The 21,161-nt window shown below is 60.6% G+C and carries 21 protein-coding genes; 7 read left to right on the top strand and 14 right to left on the bottom strand.

Translation table 11 applies throughout. The annotated features are described in order from the left end of the window. Nucleotides 1-18: 18 nt before the first annotated feature. Nucleotides 19-891 carry a xylose isomerase gene (locus K8R57_06930; protein ID MCE9588031.1) on the top strand — a complete coding sequence of 291 codons (873 nt, stop codon included), beginning with the start codon at nucleotides 19-21 and terminating at the stop codon, nucleotides 889-891. Between the two features lie 84 nt (nucleotides 892-975). Here K8R57_06930 and K8R57_06935 read toward each other — a convergent pair whose 3' ends face one another. From K8R57_06935 to K8R57_06965, 7 genes are read right to left on the bottom strand one after another with little or no spacing between them, the layout of a single operon-like run. Next, nucleotides 976-3,213: an FdhF/YdeP family oxidoreductase gene (locus tag K8R57_06935; protein MCE9588032.1), complete on the bottom strand. Its 2,238-nt coding sequence runs from the start codon at nucleotides 3,211-3,213 to the stop codon at nucleotides 976-978. Nucleotides 3,214-3,235: 22 nt separating this feature from the next. Next, nucleotides 3,236-4,066: a formate dehydrogenase accessory sulfurtransferase FdhD gene (gene fdhD / locus K8R57_06940; protein ID MCE9588033.1), complete on the bottom strand. Its 831-nt coding sequence runs from the start codon at nucleotides 4,064-4,066 to the stop codon at nucleotides 3,236-3,238. Between the two features lie 15 nt (nucleotides 4,067-4,081). Next, on the bottom strand, nucleotides 4,082-4,591 hold the full coding sequence (locus tag K8R57_06945) for a molybdenum cofactor biosysynthesis protein (GenBank protein MCE9588034.1): 510 nt from the start codon (nucleotides 4,589-4,591) through the stop codon (nucleotides 4,082-4,084). A gap of 15 nt (nucleotides 4,592-4,606) precedes the next feature. After that, nucleotides 4,607-5,038, bottom strand: coding sequence for a molybdenum cofactor biosynthesis protein MoaE (locus K8R57_06950; GenBank protein ID MCE9588035.1), 432 nt, complete (start codon nucleotides 5,036-5,038; stop codon nucleotides 4,607-4,609). A gap of 6 nt (nucleotides 5,039-5,044) precedes the next feature. After that, nucleotides 5,045-5,923: an NTP transferase domain-containing protein gene (locus tag K8R57_06955; protein MCE9588036.1), complete on the bottom strand. Its 879-nt coding sequence runs from the start codon at nucleotides 5,921-5,923 to the stop codon at nucleotides 5,045-5,047. After that, a complete protein-coding gene (gene moaC, locus K8R57_06960; GenBank protein MCE9588037.1) occupies nucleotides 5,923-6,423 on the bottom strand; it encodes a cyclic pyranopterin monophosphate synthase MoaC in 501 nt (166 codons plus the stop codon). Before moaC ends, K8R57_06955 begins: the two co-directional genes overlap by 1 nt. Next, a complete protein-coding gene (locus tag K8R57_06965) occupies nucleotides 6,420-7,619 on the bottom strand; it encodes a molybdopterin molybdotransferase MoeA (protein ID MCE9588038.1) in 1,200 nt (399 codons plus the stop codon). The genes moaC and K8R57_06965 overlap by 4 nt, the downstream gene beginning before the upstream one ends. Nucleotides 7,620-7,652: 33 nt before the next feature. Between K8R57_06965 and moaA the strand changes: the two genes are divergently transcribed. Then, nucleotides 7,653-8,723: a GTP 3',8-cyclase MoaA gene (moaA, locus tag K8R57_06970; GenBank protein ID MCE9588039.1), complete on the top strand. Its 1,071-nt coding sequence runs from the start codon at nucleotides 7,653-7,655 to the stop codon at nucleotides 8,721-8,723. Between the two features lie 7 nt (nucleotides 8,724-8,730). Continuing rightward, nucleotides 8,731-9,489 (top strand): sulfite exporter TauE/SafE family protein, encoded by a 759-nt coding sequence (locus K8R57_06975; protein ID MCE9588040.1) that lies wholly within the window; start codon nucleotides 8,731-8,733, stop codon nucleotides 9,487-9,489. Nucleotides 9,490-9,511: 22 nt separating this feature from the next. Here the strand turns inward: K8R57_06975 and K8R57_06980 are convergent, their stop codons facing one another. Beyond that, nucleotides 9,512-10,417: an AraC family transcriptional regulator gene (locus tag K8R57_06980; protein ID MCE9588041.1), complete on the bottom strand. Its 906-nt coding sequence runs from the start codon at nucleotides 10,415-10,417 to the stop codon at nucleotides 9,512-9,514. A gap of 154 nt (nucleotides 10,418-10,571) precedes the next feature. Here K8R57_06980 and nqrF point away from each other — a divergent pair, with 154 nt between their 5' ends. Both nqrF and K8R57_06990 read left to right on the top strand, forming a co-directional pair. Continuing rightward, nucleotides 10,572-12,860 carry an NADH:ubiquinone reductase (Na(+)-transporting) subunit F gene (gene nqrF / locus K8R57_06985; protein MCE9588042.1) on the top strand — a complete coding sequence of 763 codons (2,289 nt, stop codon included), beginning with the start codon at nucleotides 10,572-10,574 and terminating at the stop codon, nucleotides 12,858-12,860. Next, the gene (locus tag K8R57_06990; GenBank protein ID MCE9588043.1) at nucleotides 12,857-13,918 is read left to right on the top strand and encodes a galactose mutarotase; all 1,062 of its coding nucleotides are present in this window, start codon (nucleotides 12,857-12,859) and stop codon (nucleotides 13,916-13,918) included. Before nqrF ends, K8R57_06990 begins: the two co-directional genes overlap by 4 nt. 24 nt (nucleotides 13,919-13,942) lie before the next feature. Here the strand turns inward: K8R57_06990 and K8R57_06995 are convergent, their stop codons facing one another. The 4 genes from K8R57_06995 to K8R57_07010 all read right to left on the bottom strand — a co-directional run bounded on the left by K8R57_06995 (nucleotide 13,943) and on the right by K8R57_07010 (nucleotide 18,004). Further along, the gene (locus K8R57_06995) at nucleotides 13,943-15,343 is read right to left on the bottom strand and encodes a TonB-dependent receptor (protein ID MCE9588044.1); all 1,401 of its coding nucleotides are present in this window, start codon (nucleotides 15,341-15,343) and stop codon (nucleotides 13,943-13,945) included. 131 nt (nucleotides 15,344-15,474) lie between these two features. Beyond that, nucleotides 15,475-15,768: a hypothetical protein gene (locus tag K8R57_07000; GenBank protein MCE9588045.1), complete on the bottom strand. Its 294-nt coding sequence runs from the start codon at nucleotides 15,766-15,768 to the stop codon at nucleotides 15,475-15,477. A 34-nt stretch (nucleotides 15,769-15,802) separates the two neighbouring features. Beyond that, nucleotides 15,803-17,602, bottom strand: coding sequence for a phosphoenolpyruvate--protein phosphotransferase (ptsP, locus tag K8R57_07005; GenBank protein MCE9588046.1), 1,800 nt, complete (start codon nucleotides 17,600-17,602; stop codon nucleotides 15,803-15,805). Nucleotides 17,603-17,671: 69 nt separating this feature from the next. Beyond that, complete coding sequence (locus K8R57_07010) at nucleotides 17,672-18,004, bottom strand: YkgJ family cysteine cluster protein (GenBank protein ID MCE9588047.1); 333 nt, start codon at nucleotides 18,002-18,004, stop codon at nucleotides 17,672-17,674. Between the two features lie 59 nt (nucleotides 18,005-18,063). Between K8R57_07010 and rfbD the strand changes: the two genes are divergently transcribed. Then, complete coding sequence (rfbD, locus tag K8R57_07015) at nucleotides 18,064-18,945, top strand: dTDP-4-dehydrorhamnose reductase (GenBank protein MCE9588048.1); 882 nt, start codon at nucleotides 18,064-18,066, stop codon at nucleotides 18,943-18,945. Nucleotides 18,946-18,953: 8 nt separating this feature from the next. Beyond that, nucleotides 18,954-20,000, top strand: coding sequence for an LLM class flavin-dependent oxidoreductase (locus K8R57_07020; protein MCE9588049.1), 1,047 nt, complete (start codon nucleotides 18,954-18,956; stop codon nucleotides 19,998-20,000). Between the two features lie 30 nt (nucleotides 20,001-20,030). Here K8R57_07020 and K8R57_07025 read toward each other — a convergent pair whose 3' ends face one another. Further along, on the bottom strand, nucleotides 20,031-20,468 hold the full coding sequence (locus K8R57_07025) for a thioredoxin family protein (GenBank protein ID MCE9588050.1): 438 nt from the start codon (nucleotides 20,466-20,468) through the stop codon (nucleotides 20,031-20,033). A gap of 111 nt (nucleotides 20,469-20,579) precedes the next feature. Continuing rightward, nucleotides 20,580-21,158, bottom strand: coding sequence for a DUF2059 domain-containing protein (locus K8R57_07030; GenBank protein ID MCE9588051.1), 579 nt, complete (start codon nucleotides 21,156-21,158; stop codon nucleotides 20,580-20,582). Between the last annotated feature and the right edge of the window lie 3 nt (nucleotides 21,159-21,161).

Here is a 21,161-nt window from a genome sequence, read left to right on the forward strand (position 1 = left end):
ATGAAAAACAAAAAACCCATGAAAAGAGACAATCCCCCGAAGCTCCGCTTTGTGGCCAACACCTGGTCGCTTGTCCAATATCCCAGCGCCAAGAAGGAATGGTCCCTGGAGCGCAAGGTCAAGGCCATCAAGGAGGCCGGCTTCGACGGCATCACGACTATCTCGACGCCCGAACTCAAAAAACTGGCCGACAAACACGGTCTAATGATCATCGGTTACTTGGCCTCCGCAAAGGCCGAGGAATTCCGCAAACTGCTCAAGCAGAACGCCGACAACGGCGGCCACTTCATCAATGTCCAGTTGGCCGACGAGGATACCCTCACGCCCGAAGCCCTCAAGCTGACCCTGCGCCTCATGAAGGAAGCGGAGGCGATCGGCTGCGAACCCTCCGTGGAGATCCACCGCGACACCTGCACGGAAACCCCAGAGAAAGCCTATGCCTTGGCCGACGGCTACCGGAAGGTTACCGGGAAATACCTCCCGATGACACTCGACTACTCGCATGTCTCGGTGGTCAAGCACCTGCATCCCGGCAACTACGCAGAGAAGCTGCTCGTCCAGCCTAAGCTGATCCAGCGGGCGGAACTCATCCATCTTCGTCCCTTCAACGGCCACCACTGTCAGATTCCCGTGACCGACGGGAAGGGAAACCTCACGCCGGAGATCCAGGAATGGCTCCCCTTTGCCGAGGCTCTCTTCCGGGTCTGGCGTCAGGGAAATCAGGCCGGACGCGAGCTCTATGTCTGCCCGGAGATGGGCCCCATCGCCGGCGGCTACAACCTCCACAGCCTCCCCAACAGCTGGGAGGAGGCGATCGTTCTCAAGGGACTGATCGAGAAAGCCTGGAAGGCCTCCGCACTCCCCGAAAAGAAAACCAAAAAGAAGAGTTGATCGCTGCGGCTCGAGCCGCGGTGATCATTGAAAAACCGGAGCTCCGCAATGCGGATGCTCCGGTTTTTTCGTCGGATCCCTTTCTTATCCCTGCTCCCGCTCGAGCGTGATCTCGATGTATTTGGACATCGGGGTGAAGCTCTTGAGCGCATGGTCGTCGATGCCGACCAAGACGTTGGTTTCCGGAAAATAGGCTGCGGCACATCCGCGCGGGATGGAGTAGGCGACGGGTCTGAAGCCTGGGGCGCGCCGGACGACTCCGTCCCCCGAATGGCTTCGCAGTGTCACCCTGACGCCCTCATCCAGCCCGAGTCCGCGCATGTCCTCCCCGTTCAGGAAAATCACGCGGCGCTCCCCCTCAATCCCGCGGTAGCGGTCGCCGTAGTCGTAAACCGTCGTGTTGTACTGGTTGTGGGAGCGCACCGTCGTGAGACGCAGGCGCCCGGGAGCGATCGAAAGATCAGGCAGCGGGTTGGCGCTGAAGTTCGCCTTACCGGTTCCGGTCTTCCACTCCCGGTGCGAGGCCGGATTGCGGAGATGGAAGCCTCCACGCTCCTTGATCCGCGCGTTGTAACCCTCGAAGCCGGGGATCACCGCCTCGATGCGCCCGCGGATGAGATCGTAGTCGCCGACGAGGGATTCCCAGTCGACCGGACCGTCCGGGAAGAGGGCGCGGCCGATGCCGGCCACGATGGCGGGCTCCGACCAGAGTTCCGGGGAAGCCGGTTTGTTGATGCCGGTGGAGGCATGCACCATGCTCATGGAATCCTCCACGGTCACCGACTGCCTGCCGCTTGCCTGATAATCGCCCTCGGAGCGCCCGAGGCAGGGAAGGATCAGCGCGGACTTGCCGTGGATTACATGACTGCGGTTCAGGTGGGTCGAGACATGGACGGTCATGTCGCAGTTGGAGAGAGCCTTCCATGTCAGGTCGGAGTCGGGGGTGGCGGAGGCGAAGTTGCCGCCCATACCGAGGAAGAAGCGCGCCTTACCCTCCGCCATCGCCTTGATGGCGTGGATCACGGAATAACCGTGCTTCCTAGGGGCGGTGAACCCGAAGTTTTTCTCCAGGGCGCCGAGGAAGGACTCGGTCGGGAATTCCGTGATGCCCATCGTTCGGTCGCCCTGGACGTTGCTGTGCCCGCGGACCGGGCAGGGGCCCGCTCCGGGACGGCCGATGTTCCCCCGCAGCAGCAGGAGGTTGACGATTTCCTGGATGTTGGCCACGCCGTGCCTGTGCTGGGTGAGTCCCATCGCCCAGCAGCAGATGACGCTCTCCGCCCGGATGTATGTTTCCGCGGCCTCAGAGATCTCCTGGCGACTCAGGCCGCACTGGCCGAGAAGCTCCTCCCACGAGGTCGACTTCACCATGGCGCGGAACGCGTCAAAACCATGGGTCTGATCCCCGATGAACGCGTGGTCCAGAATGCCGGGTCTTGATTCCTCAAGCTCCAGGATATGCTTGATCATGGCCCGGACCGCTGCGAGATCCCCCCCGACGCTCACCTGGTAGTAGCTGGAGCTGATGGGGGTGCTCCGGTTGAGCAGCATGTCGACGGGATGCTGCGGATGGGTGAAGGCGAGTAGTCCCGATTCCATGAGGGGATTGAAGCTCACGATCTTCGCGCCACGCTTCGAGGCATGCTGCAGTTCGGTGAGCATGCGCGGGTGATTGGTCCCCGGATTCTGTCCAAAGATGAAGATGGCGTCGGCTTTCTCGAAATCCTCAAGCGAGACCGTCCCCTTGCCGGTTCCGATCGACTCGCCCATGCCGACACCGCTCGATTCGTGGCACATGTTCGAGCAGTCGGGGAAGTTGTTGGTCCCGTAGAGGCGTCCCAGCAACTGGTAAAGGAACGCCGCCTCGTTGCTGGTGCGTCCGGAGGTGTAGAAGATCGCCTCGTCGGGTGATCCAAGGCTCCGCAACTGCTCCGCGATCCGCGAGAAGGCCTCCTCCCAGGTGATCCCGACGTAGTGATCCGTTCCGGAATCGTAGGCCATCGGATGGGTCAGGCGTCCGGTGTTCTCAAGCGTGAAGTCGTCCCAACCCCTCATCTCGGAGACCGTGTGCCTCGCAAAGAGCGCGGGATCCGCCCGCTTGTGCGTGGTCTCGTAGGTGAGCGCCTTGACGCCGTTCTCGCAGAACTCCGCCACCGAGTGGTTCTTCGGATCAGGCCATGCGCATCCGGGGCAGTCGAAGCCGCCCGGTTTGTTCATGCGCAGGAGGGTCGCGTTCCCCTTCAGGAATCCCTCCCTGCGGAGGAAATGCATCGAGGAGTTGAGCGCCCCCCAGCCTCCGGCGGAGTCCTTTGGTTTCGTCATAGTGTGTCTTTTAAGCGGTTTCTCACCCGGTGGGAAGTTCAGGAATCGAGCGGCGGACCCTTTGAAATCCGCTGTAGAAGGTGGCCCGCCCCTCGCGGCAGAACCCCGCCAGCGTGATCCCCCAGCGCCCGGCCGTTTGCACTGCAAGTGAGGAGGGGGCGGAGATCGCCGAGAGGATGGGGATGCCTGCACGGGCGCATTTCTGGACGATCTCGAAGGAGACCCGTCCGCTTACCGTCAACACGTCGGCCCGCCCGGAGAGGCCGTTCTCCAGAAGGAATCCGATCACCTTGTCGACGGCGTTGTGGCGTCCGATATCCTCGAACAGCGCAAGCACCTCCCCTCCCGCCGTGGCGGCCGAAGCGGCATGACTTCCCCCCGTTCCCTGGAAGGTCCGCTGAAGCTGTCCGGCATTCCGGTGGATTCTTTCCAGATCAGTGGCCGAGACCGACTGCTCCTTCAGCACGGGATACACCCCCTCGAAGAGCCTTCCCGTCGACTCCCTGCCGCAGATGCCGCAGGAGGAGGTGGAAGCGAGCGTGCGCGGTGCAGCGGTCCGCGCCTGATCCGAGATCCTCACGTTCACCAGCGTCCCGTCCTCCATCTCGGCCTGATCGTATGACAGGAACCCTTCGCTGCAAATTCCCTCGGCGTGGAGAAGCCCCCTCACCAGATAACGTTCGGCACCGGGGGTCCTCATAGTCATGGAGAACGCCCGCCCGTTCACGACGATCTGCAGGGGATGTTCGGTCGTCAGTTCCTCGGCGACCTCCGTCTCTCGTCCTTCCTCCTGACGCAGGGCGCGGCACGGGCTGATGCCCGGATTTTCCTCCGGATCGGATCGGGTGGCCATGACCGGAGCGTACGGTCAGGACCCTGTGTTTTCCACACCGGAATCGATCATCTCAAGCACCACCGGTCCGCAACACAGGATCCCATCGTCCAGGATTCTGCAGCGCAATCCTCCCCTGCCGGCAAGAAAAGCGTTGGCCCCCGGTCCGACCGCCTCATCCATCCAGTAGCAGGGACGGCACTCCTCCATTCCCTCGAAGAGGATTCCCCCGAGGCGGAATTTCCGTCCGATGAGGGTGTTGAGATCCACTCCGGAGAGCAGCACGTTCCGCCTGAGAACGGAGGGATCGGGAAGCGCGATCCTGAGCGTGCGGCGCATCTCCTCGACAACCTCGAGGGAGAGAAAGGTGATCTGTGTCTTGCCCCCGGGATTCTCGCCGTGGTAGCGGTCCCCTTCGATCCCTCTTCCGGCATGGCAGAGAACCTCCGCGACACGCCGCACCACGTGACCGAGGCGCCCGAGCCCGTGACGCCCCTTGAAATCATGGCCGGACGAGATCCAGATATCGTGGAGTTCGACGTTCACGGGTGATCCGGGTTTTCAGCGGCCGGCATGGTCGCAACCCGCGATCCAGGACGACTTGCCGTCGGCATAGGTCTCGTGCTTCCAGACCGGCACCCGGTCCTTGATGGCGTCGATCAGTTCGCGGCATGCGGCGAATGCCGCCTCGCGGTGGGCGGCTGCGGCTCCTACCCAGACGGCGAGATCGCCGGGATGCAGATCGCCGACCGCATGGACGGCGGCAGCCCTCACCCCGTGCTTCCGGGAGATCTCCGCGACGATGCGCGTCCCCTCCTTCTCAGCCAGTTCGCGGTAGGCCTCATAACGCAGCGCCGTCACGGCGCGGCCGGCGTGGTGGTTGCGCACACGCCCCTCGAAGTAGACGAAGCCGCCGCAATCGGGCGAGGCTAGCGCATCACGCAGTGGCGTGATGTCGAGGGGATGCTGACTGATTGAGAAATCTGCGTTCACGGCGTGTCACCCTCCCGAAAAGGGGGGCATGAAGACCACCTTATCACCGGCCTTGAGCGGGTGATCCGGCGGGGCAAACTCATCATTGACCGCAAAGCGGACACCGGACGTGAAGCCGTCCGTCCCGTCACGCGCGGTCAACTCGGCGAATAACTCCCCGACCGTGCCCGCCGGGGTGACAAGCATCTCCTCACTGCGGCCATGTTGTTCGGCGAGAAAGCCGAACCATCCCAAGCGGACTTCCCTGCGCGGAGTCTCTCCGGCGGGTTCCGACGCGGCGGTGCCGGGATCGCTGAAACGGGTCATCATTTCAAGATCTCGCAGCGTGTTGATGTTTTCCAGCGCGTGACGCGCCGCCGCGGGAAGCTCCAGGAGCCGGGCCCCCTCCTCCGCCATGATGTGGCGGGGGCAGACATGGCCCCGCGCGACATGCTCCTCAAGGATGGGAAGCGCCGCGGGCTCGTAGATCGCGCAAAGCGGCTCCGGCAATCCGTCAACGGCACTGGCAAATGCCGTGAACGGCAAGTTGTCCCGACCGGCCAGCAAACGGGAAATCACGTCCGGGTCGACAAACGGCAGGTCGCAGGCAAGGACCAGCCAGGCCGCCTCCGGATCGTGCCTCATGGCAGTCAGGATCCCGGCCAAGGGACCGCCGCAGGAGACCGCATCTCGCAGGATCTCCACGGAGCCGCAACCCCCCGGTTTTTCCTGACCCTCGCGGAGCGAAAGGAATACCCGAACGCAGCTTCCCTCAAGCAACCGCAGGGCGTTCGCCGCCTGTGTTTGCCCATTCCCAAGCAGGATCATCGAGGCCTTGTCGCGTCCCATCCGGGTGCTTCTTCCCCCCGCAAGAAGGAGACCTCGGAGCGGCGGCGCCTTCATCATCAGGCCTGATCGGCGATGTAATCCGCTTTCCCACCCCGTTTCTCGAGCAGGCGGACACTCCGGATTTCCATCGCGCTCGAAAAGACCTTGCACATGTCGAAGACGGTTAGCGCCGCGACTGTCGCGGCGGTGAGGGCCTCCATCTCGACACCTGTCCTTTGAGTCGCCTTCACCGAGGCCTCGATGCGGAGCAGACCTTCCCCGGCGGCGGCGATCGCGATCTTCACCCCGTCGAGGGGGAGGGTGTGGCAGAAGGGGATCAGCTCCGCGGTCTTCTTGGCGGCCATGGTTCCGGCTATGATTGCGGTGTGGAACACAGGCCCTTTCGGCACCCGGATCTCCCCGTCTCGGAGTTGGGCCTCCACCTCGGGAGGCAGAGCGATGAGCGCCTCGGCTCGGGCTGATCTGGCGGTGACCGGCTTGGCCGAGACATCGACCATCATTGGGTTATTGGAGGGGTCGAGATGGCTCCAGTTCGGAGTGGGGGCAGAGGGGTTCATGGTGCGGTCCATGGAAAATAAGGTGCCTCACCCCCCTCTGCAAACGTTTCATCCAGTTCCAGAAATCCGGTGGAGCCGATCAATCCGGCGAAATCCCCGGAATTGGCAACGGGCAAGGGACGCACCGACCCGTTGCTTTCCGCAACAACCGGAAGGAAGAGCGTCAGGCCGGGGGGGCGCACGAAGCCTCCGGAGAGTTTCATCCGGGGCGTTGCGACGGGAACCGATCCGCTCCAGCGATTAAGCGACGGAAGGAGATAGCGGTGGAGGCAGACCAGCGCTGAGACCGGGTTGCCGGGAAGACCGAAGATCACGGGACCGTCCGGCATGTTCCAGACCGCCATCGGCTTGCCGGGGCGCTGGGCAATGCCGTGCAGGAGGGACAGGGCGCCGAGTTGCCGGGCGATTTCGGGCACATGGTCCCGCTTTCCCTTGGAAACACCCCCAGTAAGGACGACCACGTCGTTGCGGGAGAGGATCCCTTCCAGCGCCATCCGGAGGGATTGCGGGTCATCGCGGAGGCATCCGGTCTCGGAGGGCGGATGCCCGGCCAGTTCCAGAGCCGAGGAAAGGGCGGCGATGTTGGTGCGGCGGATCTGCCCGGGTCCGGGCTTTTCCCCCACGGGCACCAACTCGTCACCCGTTCCGATCACCGCCACGCGAGGGAGCGCGGAGACCATCGGACGGTCGCACCCGCAGGCGGCCGCGATGCTGATGGCGACCGGCCCCAGGCGGCTACCGGGACGGAGTAGGACCTCGCCGGCCCGATGATCGGATGCCCTGGCATGGATGAAGGCTCCTGCTTCTGGTGTCGCTTCCTCCGAGAGCGTGAGGGTTCCGTTTTCCAGACGGCACCATTCGTACGGCAGGATGCAGTCGGCTCCACGCGGCAGGATCGCCCCCGTCATCACCTCCATCGCGGCACCCTCCTCCGAAGGAAGCACGGCACCCGCTTCTCCGGCGACCGCCATCCCGCAGATGCGAAAGCTTCTCCGGCCGGAACGGATCTCCGCGGCGCGGACCGCCGCCCCGTCCATCGTCACGCGGTCGAAGGGAGGAAAATCGTGATCAGCCTTAATCTCCTGACGCAGTATTCTTCCCGTAGCACGTTCCAAATCGCAGGACTCCGCGGGAAAGGGCTTCCTCAGGGAAAGTATCAGGGTCTCGGCCCGCGAAGGCGTGATTAGTGATTTCATGGAGGCAAAGGCGAAGGTAGCTTGCTGCATTCCATGCCGGAAACAACAAAGAGACTGACGAACCGTGAACACCGGACAGGCCCGGAGGCCGCTCTGCCAAGCGATGCCTTGGGCCGTCCCGTCCATGACCTGCGCGTCTCGCTGACGGATCGTTGCAACCTCCGCTGCACCTACTGCATGCCGGCGGAGGTCTTCGGCGACGACCACGCCTTCCTGCTCAAGGAGGAACTCATCAGCCTCACGGAATTGGACCGGATCATCGGAGCCTTCGTCCGCTGCGGGGTGCGGAAGCTCCGCATCACGGGAGGGGAGCCGTTGCTGCGACCCGGCGTGGTGAAATTCCTGGAACGGCTCGGGAAATTCGAGCTCCTCGAGGATGTGGCCATGACAACCAACGGGCTCCTACTGCCCTCCTTCGCCCACCGTCTTGCGGGGGCAGGACTCCGGCGCGTCACCGTCAGCCTTGACGCGCTCGACCCGGCGGTCTTCGGTGCCATGAACGGCCGAGGGAAACATCCCGACCTCGTGCTGGCGGGAATCGCCGCCGCGCGGGCCGCCGGACTCGGCGTCAAGGTGAACATGGTCGTCCAGCGCGGCATGAATGATTCGCAAATCCTCCCCATGGCGCGCCACTTCAAAGAAGCCGGCATCACGCTGCGCTTCATCGAGTTCATGGATGTCGGCAATGTCAACGGGTGGAGCCCAGAATCGGTGGTGGGTGGAAGGGATATCCTGGATCTGATCGGCGCCGTGATGCCCTTCGAGCCTGTCTCTCCAGCCTACCGGGGCGAGGTGGCGGGCCGCTTCCGTTACCTGGATGACCAAGTGGAGTTCGGCATCATCACCTCCGTCACCTCTCCCTTCTGCGGCGACTGCACGCGTGCCCGGCTTTCCGCCGACGGCCGCCTCTTCACCTGCCTCTTCGCCACACAGGGGCACGACCTGCTCGGGGAAATCCGCGCCCGCAATCCCAACGACGAGGAACTTTACCGGATGATTGCCGGCCTCTGGCGGGCACGTTCGGACCGCTATTCGGAGCTGCGGGCCCTCTCGGCTTCGGGGGAAGGGCCGCCAAAGGTCGAGATGTCCTTCATTGGGGGATGATGAAGTAATGACCCCGCTGCTCCCCGCGTTGTTTTTTTTCGTCGCCCTGGTCTACTCAAGTGTCGGCTTTGCCGGAGGCTCCTCCTATCTGGCGCTCCTGCAGATTCACGGGACGCCCTCCCATCTCCTGCCGCTCATTTCTCTGGGATGCAATCTCATCGTCTCCGCACAGGGATTCGCACAGTTTGCAAGGGCCGGCCATTTCTCGCTGCGCCGCAGTCTGCCTTTTGTCGCGCTCTCGGTTCCCGCGGCGTATCTCGGCGGTCTTTACCCGATCCGGGAAAAGACCTTCTTTCTCCTGCTCGCCCTGTCGCTCAGCGCCGCGGGAATTCTCCTGCTGGTGCCGCTCAAGCCGGGCAAACCCGTCGAGACCCCGTTCCGCCGCCTGATGGGTCGCTTCGGGCCGCTGCTTGGTGCACCGCTCGGTCTCCTCTCGGGAATCGTCGGCATCGGGGGCGGCATCTTTCTAGCCCCCATCCTACATCTTGCGCGATGGGCCCCGGAACGCGAGATCGCGGCCCTTGCCGCTTGTTTTATTTTCACCAACAGCATCTCGGGACTGGCGGGGCAGCTTCAGAAGCAGGGGTGGCACCCCACCGGACTTGAGGCCTACTGGCTGCTTCCCTTCGCGGTGCTCGCCGGGGGATTGATCGGCGCCCGCTCCGGCGCTCTCCTGCTTCCAGCGGTCAGGATCCGTCAGATCACCGGACTGCTCGTGATTCTTGTAGCCTTCAATCTCTGGATGAAGATCCTCCGCATGGCTTAAGAAATGACCGAATTGCGGCGCCTCACCAATAGATGCGCGGGGCGATTTCTGGGGGAAGCGGATTCGGTGGCGGCGGCTCACTCCTTAGCAGGGAGCGCCGCACCAGCGTGGGGGATTTCCCGTAAACGCGGGTGAAGCAGCGCGTGAAGTAGAGTGGGTTCTCGAAGCCGCAGCGGTCGGCGATCTCCTTCACCGCAAGCCCGGACCGACCTAGCAGAGCGAGCGCAAGCTGAAGCTTGAGTAGCCGGAATGTCTCCATAGGCGAATGTCCGAGCGACTTCTGGAAGAGGCGGCAGAGATGCTTCCCGGTCACGCCCGACCGTGCCGCAAGCTCCCCCAACTGGAGTACCCTCCCCGGCTTGATGTCGAGGATCTCCCTCATCAGGTTGAGCGAGGTGTGGACGGGATCAGGGAGGCGTGCGCCGATGGAGAGCCCACTGTCGTGCGTGGGCTTGAGAAGGACCGTCATCAGACACTGCAGGAAACGGCTCTCCTCGGCACCAGCTTTCAGCGTGGGCCAGTCCGACTCCCCTTGCGTGGCGATGTTCTCGAGCAGGTGCCTCAGCATCGGAGTGACGACCTCCGGGGGATTGGCCAGGAAGACGGGCCACTCCCGCGGATCGGGCCAGTCGGAGGGGATCGTGGCGATGTCGAAATGGACATAGGCATGTCGTGTCGCGATGCGGCGGTCCCACCGGTAGGACTCCCGGAAACCGGGGCGGGCCAGGATCACGCTCCCGGGCGGAGCCTGATGCTCCTCGTCATCATGTCGGTAGGTCGCTGTCCCCTCGATCATGAGCACCAACTCGTAGTCCTTCAGGGTCCGTGGAACCAGGCGGTCGCCCGGACGGTAATGGACCACTCCCCCGTAGAGATATTTCAGAACGAGGGCATCCCGGGGTGAGGTCTTGATGTCCTTATAGGGCATAATGAATGCCTGCAAACTGGCACATTTTATCGAGGCATCCAAGAAACGATGCGAATTTCGTGCATGTTTTCACGACTCCTGACCATTGGCGAAACTCACGGAGGGACTAGCTTGATGCCAGAACTCACCTCACATCCCCCCATCCCCCACCACCATGAGCACCGACCACGCAACCGCCGTCATCTCCAAACCGCCGACCAAGCTCGACTACAGCCTGACCGGTGAAAATGCCGCGCGCGCCGTCGAGCGCGGCCTCGCCGAAGCGGACTGGTACCAATGCCCCATTCCCCGGGCGACGATGAGGAAGTTGCTGGAGCGTCGCGACGGACCAGCGATCCGCGACACGATCCTCTGGTTCGCCCTGATCCTTGGTGCCGGATACACCACGTTCGAGCTCTGGGGTACCTGGGGGGCGCTCCTTCCCTACATGGTGTATGCGGTCCTCTACGCCTCCACCTCCGACTCGCGCTGGCATGAGGCGGGCCACGGCACGGCCTTCAAGACCGACTGGATGAACAATGCCCTCTACGAGGTCGCCTCCTTCATGGTCATGCGCGAGTCAACCGTCTGGCGCTGGAGCCATGCCCGTCATCACAGCGACACGATCATCGTCGGCCGCGATCCCGAAATCGCTGTCCCGCGCCCACCCGACATCGCCGGGATCATCAAGGCCTTCTTCAACCTTCCGGTCTATCCGAAGTATTTCAAACACATCCTCATGCACGCGTTCGGACGGATGAGCGCCGACGAGAAAACCTACATCCCCGAGAGCGAGTTTCCCAAGATCTACGGCAAGGCACGGATCTATGTCCTTATCTACGCCTCGGTCATCGCCCTCGCGATTGCGACCCACAGCATCCTGCCACTCCTGTTCGTAGGCCTGGCCAACATCGTCGGCTCGTGGCTCATGGTCGTCTACGGACTGACCCAGCATGCGGGCCTTGCGGAGAACGTCCTCGATCACCGCCTTAACTGCCGCACCGTCCGGATGAACTTCATCAATCGGTATCTCTACTGGAACATGAACTACCACGTGGAGCACCACATGTTCCCGCTCGTTCCCTACCATGCGCTCCCGCGCCTTCATCAGGCCGTGAAGGAGGATATGCCGACACCCTACCGGAGCCTCCTCCATGCCTGGAGCGAGATCATTCCCTCCGTCCTCCGTCAGGTGAAGGATCCCGCCTATCACGTGAAGCGCAAGCTGCCCGAACCGAAGGCGCGTCTGCAGGAGGGCCTCCACGTCAACGACGCACAACCCGATGCCGAGGGATGGATCGAGGTCTGCTCCGCGCAGGATCTCGGCCCGGCCGACGTGATTCGCTTCGACCACGGCAAGAAGACCTACGCCCTCTACCGCGACGAGCGGGGGGCGCTCTTCGCCACCGACGGCATCTGCACCCATGGTAACACCCACCTTGCCGACGGCCTCGTCAAGGGATCGATCATCGAGTGCCCCAAGCACAACGGACGCTTCAACCTCGCCGACGGATCCCCCGCGCGTCCGCCGATCTGCCGCGGACTGGCCACCTACCCTCTGGAGGAACGCAACGGCCGCCTTCGTCTCAACATCGCACGGATCGGTGGTGCCGGGGCTCCCCACCAGAAGACCTACACCCTGCGCGTCGTCAGCAACCGAAGTGTGGCCACCTTCATCAAGGAACTCGTCCTTGAACCGGTCGATCCCTCCGGGAAGATCGCCTTCACCCCCGGCGACTACCTCCAGCTCGACATCCCCTCCTATGAGACGATCCGATTCCGGGAGTTCGATATTCCCGAACCGTACGCATCGGTCTGGGAAGCCCAGCACGTCTTCGACCTCGTCGCGCGGAATCCCGAAGGCGGCCGTCGTAACAACTACTCGCTGGCCTCCAACCAGCAAACCGAGCGGACCCTCCGCTTCAATGTCCGCATCGCCACGCCGCCACCCGGACAGGACTGCCCTCCCGGCGTCGGTTCCGCCTATGTCTTCAACCTCAAGCCCGGTGACACCGTTACCGCGATCGGCTCCTTCGGCGACTTCCATATCAAGCCGACGCAGCGCGAGATGGTCTACATCGGCGGAGGCGCCGGGATGGCCCCGCTGCGCTCCCATCTCTCCCATCTCTTCGAGACGGAGAAGACCGCACGCAAGGTCAGCTTCTGGTACGGGGCCCGTTCACGTCAGGAGATCTACTACGGCGACTACTTCGAGACCCTCGCCAAGGAACACCCCAATTTCGACTTTCACCTCGCCCTCTCCTCACCGCTTCCCGAGGATGACTGGAAGGGGCTTCAGGGCTTCATCCACGAAGTCGTGCTGGAACGCCACCTTAAGGATCATCCGAATCCCAAAGGCCTCGAATACTACCTCTGCGGCCCCCCGATGATGGTCAAGGCCTGCACCAAGATGCTCGCCGACCTCGGCGTTCCCGCTAACCAGATCGCCTACGACGAGTTTTGAGCGCCCATCCTTCCATCACCCGCTCACCCTTCGGCCGACTCCCGGACGGCCGTTCCGTCGAGCGCTTCACCCTGGCGAATGGCAAGGGACTCGAATGCGACATCATCACCTACGGGGGCATCGTCACCGCCCTCCGTGTCCCATTTCGCGAAGGAAAAACCATCGATGTGGTGCTGGGATTCGATCATCTGGAGGATTACCTCGATCCTCACCCCTGCTTCGGCACCTTGGTCGGCCGGGTAGCCGGACGAATCAGCGGAGGAAGATTCACCCTCGACGGCAAGGAGTATCCCCTGACCCTCAACGATGCCCCCAACCACCTGCATGGCGGACCGGAGGGATTCGACAAGCGGCTCTGGAATGCTGAACAGTTGGTTCCCTCGGCCGATGAGGCCGCCCTGCGTCTCACCTACCTGAGCCCCGATGGCGAGGAGGGGTACCCCGGCAACCTGCGCGTGGAGGTCACCTATGCCGTGACTGTTCGGAATGAACTTGTGATCCGCTACAGCGCGGAAACCGACCATGCCACCCCGCTGAGTCTCACCAACCACTCCTACTTCAACCTCACCGGCGAGGGGAGCGGGGACATGCTCAGCCAGACGCTTCAGGTTTTCTCAGACGAGATCGCCGCCACCGACGATACCATGACACTGCTTGGAACCAAGAGCGCCGTCGCCAGTCAGGGAAACGACTTAAACACTCCGCGCCTCCTCGGTGAAGCCATCCCCCGCCTTCTCAATCAACACGGGGACAACCACTTCATCCGCCGCTCCTCACCCGGGGAACTCGTGCCGGCCGCCATCCTCGCCGACCCGGCGAGCGGGCTCACCATGACGGCCCTCACCACCCAGGACTGCGTGCAGGTTTTCAGCGCAACCATCCTCGACGGCTCACTGACCGGGAAGTCAGGGCGGCCCTACGAGAAGCACGCGGGACTCTGCCTAGAGTGCCAGGGATGCCCGGGGGCGGTGCACACGCCCTTATTGGGTGACATCATTCTCCGACCCGGAAACCGCTACGATCAGACCACCATCTACCGATTTGCGGTGATGGCATGATGGCATGACGCCCGCCTCTTCCGCTCACCCCTTCCAGCCGAAGAACTTCCGTGACTTGATGATCTCGGCCACGCGCGGAGGGACCATCCCTTCCCAGGAGGCATCCCCCTGCTGGATTTTGGCAATCACGTCGACCGACTTGATGCCGAGGTAATCGAGTTTGCAGCCAGCCATCGGGACGATGAAGCGATTCTCCAGCAGGTACGCATAGAGCGCCTGCAACCCAGGCTCCACGCGGTAGGAGGAGGCCTCGAGGATGTGACCCTTCTCATCCTGTGTCGGGTAGACGTAGAGACGGACCCCCTTTTTGAAGAGACGCCCCAGCCCCTCGAGGATCCCTCCATCGAGATTGACGTAGTATTTTTCATCGAAGATCTCGTGGAGCGTCGGCACTCCCAGCGGCAAGCCGATGGATCGGTCCGTGTAGCGGCGGAGATACTGGATGAGGCGGTAATACTCGCCGTAGTTGGAGATGAGCACCGTGCGCCCGAGAGCCCCGAGCATGTCGACGCGGTCGAGGAAATCCTGAAGGTCGAGCTGCCCGCTGCGCATCAGGTGCTTCATCGTGATCTCGTGCAGGATCTCGGGCTGCTCGCCGGCGAGATCCTCCTCGGTGAGGAACATCGTCTGGGCGCAGGTCAGCATGTCATAGGCGACGTTGGTGACGGGACGGAAGCTTCCGCGCTCAACAAGGAGAGGCTTGCGGTAGAAGATGTCGGCCGCCTGGATGACCTCGCCGTCGCCACGGAAAAGCACCGCCTGGGCCAGTCCCTGGGTCACGAGCTCGAGGCACATGATACGGTTGTCGAGCATGGCAAAGTCGGGTCCCGAGAATCGGATCATGTCGATCTCGATGCGACTGGAATCAAGATCGTCCAACAGGGATGAGATGAAGGCCTTCGGATCCCTGCGGAGAAAATAGGCCCCGTGGATCAGGTTCAGGCCGACGATGCCGAGGGCCTCCTGCTGTTCAAGGTTCTCCTCATCGAGCATGCGGACATGCATGATGATCTCGTTGGGCTGAGTACGGGGATGACTCTGGAAGCGGATTCCCATCCATCCGTGCGATTCGTTGAGCGTCTTGTAGGAGCGGGCTGCAACAGTGTCTGCAAAGGCAAAGAAGGTGCGCTCGGCTCCGACCTTCTCGTCCAGACGTTCGATCAGCAGATCGTACTCATGGTCGAGCATCTCGCCTAGGCGCTGACGACTGACAAAGCGCGTGCTCTTCCCGTAGATCGCGTCCGAGAAGGTCATGTCGTAGGCGGAGATCGTCTTGGCGACTGTCCCGGCGGCTCCCCCGACATGGAAGAAACGTCGGGCCACTTCCTGACCAGCCCCGATCTCGGCGAATGTACCGTAGATCGGCTTGGACATGTTGATCTCGAAGGCCTTCTTATTCGCTTTCAGGTCGATCGGATTGAGCATGTAGAATTTCTAGAGAAGCCCTCCCCGTATGACTAGGCAATCCGTGTGGCATTTTCGAAACATGGGTCGGCGATTTTTCTCCGCGATCAGCGGGAGAGTTATCTTTTTCTTTAGAGCACCATTTTTCTCCCTTACTCGGAGGAGGTCGGTTTGCTCAGAATTTGTGCAAAAAAGAGATCGTTGTTCCAGGTGGTCACAGAGACACCACCCACTGGGGTCCATCCCTTGGAGAGATGCAGCTGCAGGTCGTCGTTAAAAGGTTGTTTGTAACCCGAAATCATCTTGTACCGGAGCGACGGAGCTCCCAACGCTATCCGTTGAGTGGTTGCGGAGCCATTGTCCGGTGCCGCATGGAGTTGAGCCGGCAGGGATGCAAGGAGAAGTGTGATGGCTGGGATGACGAGGATTGAGGTTGTGATCTTCATGTCAGGGTAGGGTATCAGGAGGTGAGGATGATTTCTAAAATAAATCGGGATAACGCATCCGTGCCAGCCCCGTTGTACGGGCATAAATCTCAGCGGCCCGTTCGCCGGAAAGCGCTCGCTCCACGATTTCCCGGCACGCAGTCACATCCAGACTGCGGATCGCCTTTTTGACGCGTGGGACGAGAACGGCACTGGCGCTGAGTTCATCGATCCCAAGACCAATGAGCAGAGGGGTGAATTCGATGTCGCCTGCCAGTTCCCCGCAGACTCCAACCCAAATGCCTGCGGCATGGGCGCCGTCCACGATGGTTTTAAGGATACGGACGACGGCGGGGTTCGAGGGGTCGTGGAGATGGGCAATCCTCTCGTTGCCGCGATCGACGGCCATGAGGTACTGGAGGAGGTCATTGGTTCCGATGCTGAAGAACTTGACCTCGCGGGCCAGCACATCAGCCATGAGGGCAGCGCTGGGCACTTCGATCATGATGCCTAGCTCGATGTCCTTCTTGTGGGGCACTCCTTGCTCACTAAGTTCTTGTGCTGCTTCGGCAAGAAGCGCCTTGGCATGGAACAGCTCCTCGATGCCCGAGATCATGGGAAACATCATCTTGAGGTTTCCATGGATGCCAGCCCGCAGGATGGCGCGCAGCTGGGTTTTGAAGATTTCGGGATTGTTCAGGCAGAAGCGGATGGCTCGACAACCTAGGAAAGGGTTCTGCTCAAGAGCGAGGTCCAGGCAATCCGTCGGTTTATCCCCTCCGATGTCGAGGGTCCGGATGATGACTGGCTGTGGATTGATCTTCTCCGCCACGCTGCGGTAAACGGCATACTGCTCTTCCTCGTCAGGTGGTGTGACGCGATTGAAATAAAGAAATTCCGTGCGGTAGAGACCTATCCCATCGGCGCCGCAGGCCGCCACCTCGTCCAGTTCTTCCGGAAGCTCGATATTCGCAGCAAGCACGATATGATGACCATCGAGTGTGGTCGAATCACTCTCCCTGAGAACCTCCAGCCCCTCCTCGACAAGCTCCTTTTCCTCAGCGATCGCCTGGTAGGTGAGATGGGTTGAGTGAGAGGGGTTGAGGAAGATCTTGCCGCTGTAGCCGTCGATCAGAATAAGGCTTCCGTTTTCCAGTTCGGTGCAGATCCCTTCAAGTCCCACGATGGCGGGGATGCCCAACGATCGTGCCATGATCGCCACATGGGATGTCTTGCTCCCCTTTTCCGTGATGAAACCCGCGACATTGTCCCGATTCAGCGTGGCTGTATCCGAGGGGGTGAGCTCATCGGCGACGATGATGTGATTGCGGTCATGTCCTGCCAGTCTTTGTCCCGATTTTCCCAAGAGGTGACGAATCACCCTCCGAGCGACATCCTCCAGATCAATGGCCCTCTCCCTGAGATAGGGATCGTCGATCGCTGAAAGCGTCTTGATGAATTTATGGATGACGCCCTGGAAAACAAATTCGGCATTATGCTTTTCCTTCCATACCCCCTTGATCACTTCATCGATCAGCGTTGGGTCTTCCAAAACCATCAAATGGGCGTCGAAGATCCCTGCGTCGCTTGCTCCTGCCGATTGGGAAAGTCGTTCCTGGAGCTCAAGAATCTCCTTTCGCGTTGCAAGCAAAGCTCCCTCAAAGCGAGCGACTTCCGCATCCAATTCATGATCCTTAAGGTCGCGGAAAGGAATAGATTCCTCCTCCTGGAAATGGATGAGAACCTTACCTTCGGCAATCCCAGGAGCAACGGCCGTACCCTGAAAGACACGTTCCTCTCCGGAGGGATGGATGCCTTCCTGAAGCGGATTTTGTTTGGAAGATCGGATGCCCACGGAATGTGGTTACAGAAGAGTGACCTTCGGGTCAAAGATGGAATGCAGGCCTTCTGAACCGAAATGCTATCAGGAGTCTCCTCTGGAGGGAACCTCGATCGCCTCGCAGATGTCGCGCCACCCGGGAAAGTTCCATGCATTGGGGAAATCCTTGCATTGCTGAGGCTTCACGGACTGGATCGAACATTCATTTCCTTTCAGGAAAAAGCAGGCGCCATCTTGCTGATCGATCAGTGCCAATCCGCCCCTGTTAGGGCGGAGTCGGGTATACTGCTGGACGAAGATGTCTTCCTCAATACCCAGATGGTTCGCTATCGCATTGATCTCCTGCTCGGTCACCCGGACAAATCCCGGCCAGCGGCAGCAGGCTGTACAGCGTTGGCAGAGGTAGGTGGGAGGCATGGAGAAAAGGATGAATTATGAATTATGAATTATGAAGGACTGAATCTATCATTTCTCCCATGAAGGTTCTTATCCTTGGTTCCAACGGCCGGCTTGGCTCAGCTCTTGCTCGCCGGTGGAAAGCACTTCCCGATGTCAATGTGGTGGCCTTGACCCGAGCGGATATCGATCTTACTGATCCCATTAAGGCGGAGGCGAGCCTGGCTACCCACGAGTTTGGGTCTGGCGATGTAGTCGTGAACTGCGCCGCCGCCACTGATGTCGACGGTTGTGAGAGGGATCGGGAAGCTGCAGCCCGGATCAATGCCGAGTCACCTGGACGCATTGCCCGTCTCTGTGCGGCACGAGGTGCCCGACTAATTCACATCGGAACGGACTATGTCTTCGATGGATCTCTCGACCGTCCTTACACCGAAGAGGATGATCCGAAACCTCTCAGTCACTACGGCCTTACCAAACTGGAAGGAGATCGCGAGGTGTTAACGGCATCGCCCTTACACTGCGTCGTGCGTGTCTCCTGGGTCTTCGGTCCCGACAAGCCCAGCTTTGTCGATGCCATCGTGAAGCGCGCGCTCACCTCTCCGGAAGCGGCCGCCGTCCATGACAAAACTTCCACTCCCAGTTACACCGAGGACATGGCGGTCTGGCTTGCCGCATTTCTGAAACTCACTGTGCCGGGGGGCGTCTATCATCTCTGCAACAGCGGCACCTGCTCCTGGCGAGACTACGGGGAGTATGCCCTCGAGTGCGCCAAGAAAAACGGCATCCCCGTGCTAACCACGACCGTGGCTCCACTGAAGCTCTCTGACATGAAGGCCTTCATCGCTGTACGCCCCCCCCGCACAGCGCTCGATACTTCGAAATTCACGCGTGTCACCGGTGTCACTCCTCGACCTTGGCAAGAAGCGGTGGCTGAGTATTTTTCCACCTGGAGGCCCTGACAAAAGTGATGCAGCTCGGACTTGATAGCTTTGTCGCCACATTAGCCGATCCCGTGACGGGAGCGATGGTCGATCCGGTCATTCGACTCAAAAATCTGCTAGAGGAAGTGGAGGCGGCCGATCGGGTTGGACTTGATGTCTTCGGGATAGGGGAACATCACCGCGCGGAGTTCCTTGATTCTGCGCCGGTTGTTCTTCTGGCTGCGGCGGCGGCTAGGACCCAAAGGATACGGCTGGTAAGCGCCGTGACTGTGCTGAGTGCCGCTGACCCGGTGCGGGTCTTTCAGGAGTTTGCCACCCTTGACCTGATCTCGGGAGGTCGGGCGGAGATTGTTGCCGGACGTGGCTCTTTCACCGAGGCCTATCCGCTCTTCGGGCTCGACCTCGGAGATTACGATTCCCTCTTCGACGAGAAGCTCCGCCTGCTACTAGAGATCCGTGCGAACGAACGCGTCACCTGGTCAGGAAAGCACAGGCCGCCGCTCCGGGATCAGGAAATCCACCCCCGTCCTCTTCAGAATCCACTTCCCATCTGGGTGGGTGTGGGAGGTTCTCCTGAGTCAGTAATCCGCGCCGGATCCCTCGGTCTACCGCTGATGATCGCAATCATCGGGGGTCAGCCGGATCGTTTTCGTCCGTTGGTCGATCTCTACCGTGAGGCTGGTACCATGTCTGGCCATGCACCCGAGAAGCTCAAGGTCGGCATCCACGCCCTTGGTTCCTTCGCGGGGACGAAGCAGGAGGCCCGTGATGACTACTTCCCCGGTTACGAGCGGATGTTCGGTCAGATCGGAAAGGAACGGGGCTGGCCCGCGGTCCAACGTTCCCATTTCGATGCTCTCTGTGATGGGGAAGGGGCGCTCATCATCGGTGATGCTCGAGAGGGAGTAGAGAAGATCCTCCATTACAACAAGGTGCTCGGCGGCATCGACCGAATCACAATTCAGATGAGCCCGGGCACACTCCCCCATGAGAAAGCGTTAAACGCCATTGAGATACTAGGCACAGAAGTCGCACCTGCTGTTAGAGAGAGGCTTGGGAAGCTAGCAACTTAGGAACCACCTCAGTGGTTCTACGGACGCCTTCTACTTGCCCGAATTCACCCAGTCGATGAAGCCCTGCGGGCCATCCATGAAAATACTTTGCTGTTTTAGAATTTTTCCTTGTGGAGAAAGCAGAATAATCGTGGGCAACTTATCAATTTGATATTGATCAGCTAGTTCTTCGTTCTGTTTTGCTAACTTGGCCGGCAGAGTTTTTTGATAAGGTTTATCGATTTCAACCAATACCAGATTTTTATCTGCAAAATCTTTGAATTGCGGCATGTCGAAGACCTGTTTCTTCAAGCGTATGCACCCAGGGCACCAGTCACTTCCAGTGAAGTCGAGAAGGACTTTCTTGTTCTGCTTTGCGGCGGAGGCAAGAGCGGCATCATAGTCGGTCAGCCATCCATCTGCCTTTGCAGATAGTGTCGTGAAACAAAGGAATGATAGCAGGGCGATGGGAATGCGAATAAAATGCATTATTCCCTTTCGCTCAATCACATGAGTTATTCAACAATAAATTGCGGGCTTTTCTGACCGCGCCAGTCTGTCAGTGGAGGGAATTGTTTGTGGAAGAGAATTCAGGCGTTCCTATGGCAACTTGGTTGCAGAAGGAGTTGATGAGGCGGAGGGCGTAGGAGGGGTGCCCGGGTCAGGCACTACGTTCTTAATTGATTCCATAATCTTACTCTGGATTCCCCCCATAAAGACCATGGACTTCTGCATGATGGCGGTCTGAACTTGCGGCTGCTTCTCGAGCCACTTTTGCCCAACATCCGTCTTGTAGAAGGCGATCATTGCCCGAAGCTCCTCCGGAGTGAAAGTCTCCGCATAGACAGAGACATAGACGGGCTTCATTTTGTCCCAACTCATGGCGGAAAAGATGATGTCGAGTGTCCGACTTGATTGTTTTTCGGCCTGTACCCTGGCATCGGGCGATACGCCTTTCATGGCATTCCCACTGAGAGCAGCGGTCGCGCTCTCGAGATTTGCCCTCATGGAATTGGCGGTTTTTTCCAAGTGGAGGAGGTTGACAAGTTCGTCGGCAAGAATCGTGGCATTGGTGCCCGGTGGGGGAGTCGCGGCGGCATCTTGGGCGTAGATCGAAGTGTCGATTGTGATGATGGCAAGAAGGAAGGTGGAGACGAAAAGGAGGGGCGTGCGATTCATTAT

It is taken from the genome of Verrucomicrobiota bacterium (assembly GCA_021413925.1).
Lineage (GTDB): Bacteria > Verrucomicrobiota > Verrucomicrobiia > Chthoniobacterales > UBA6821 > UBA6821.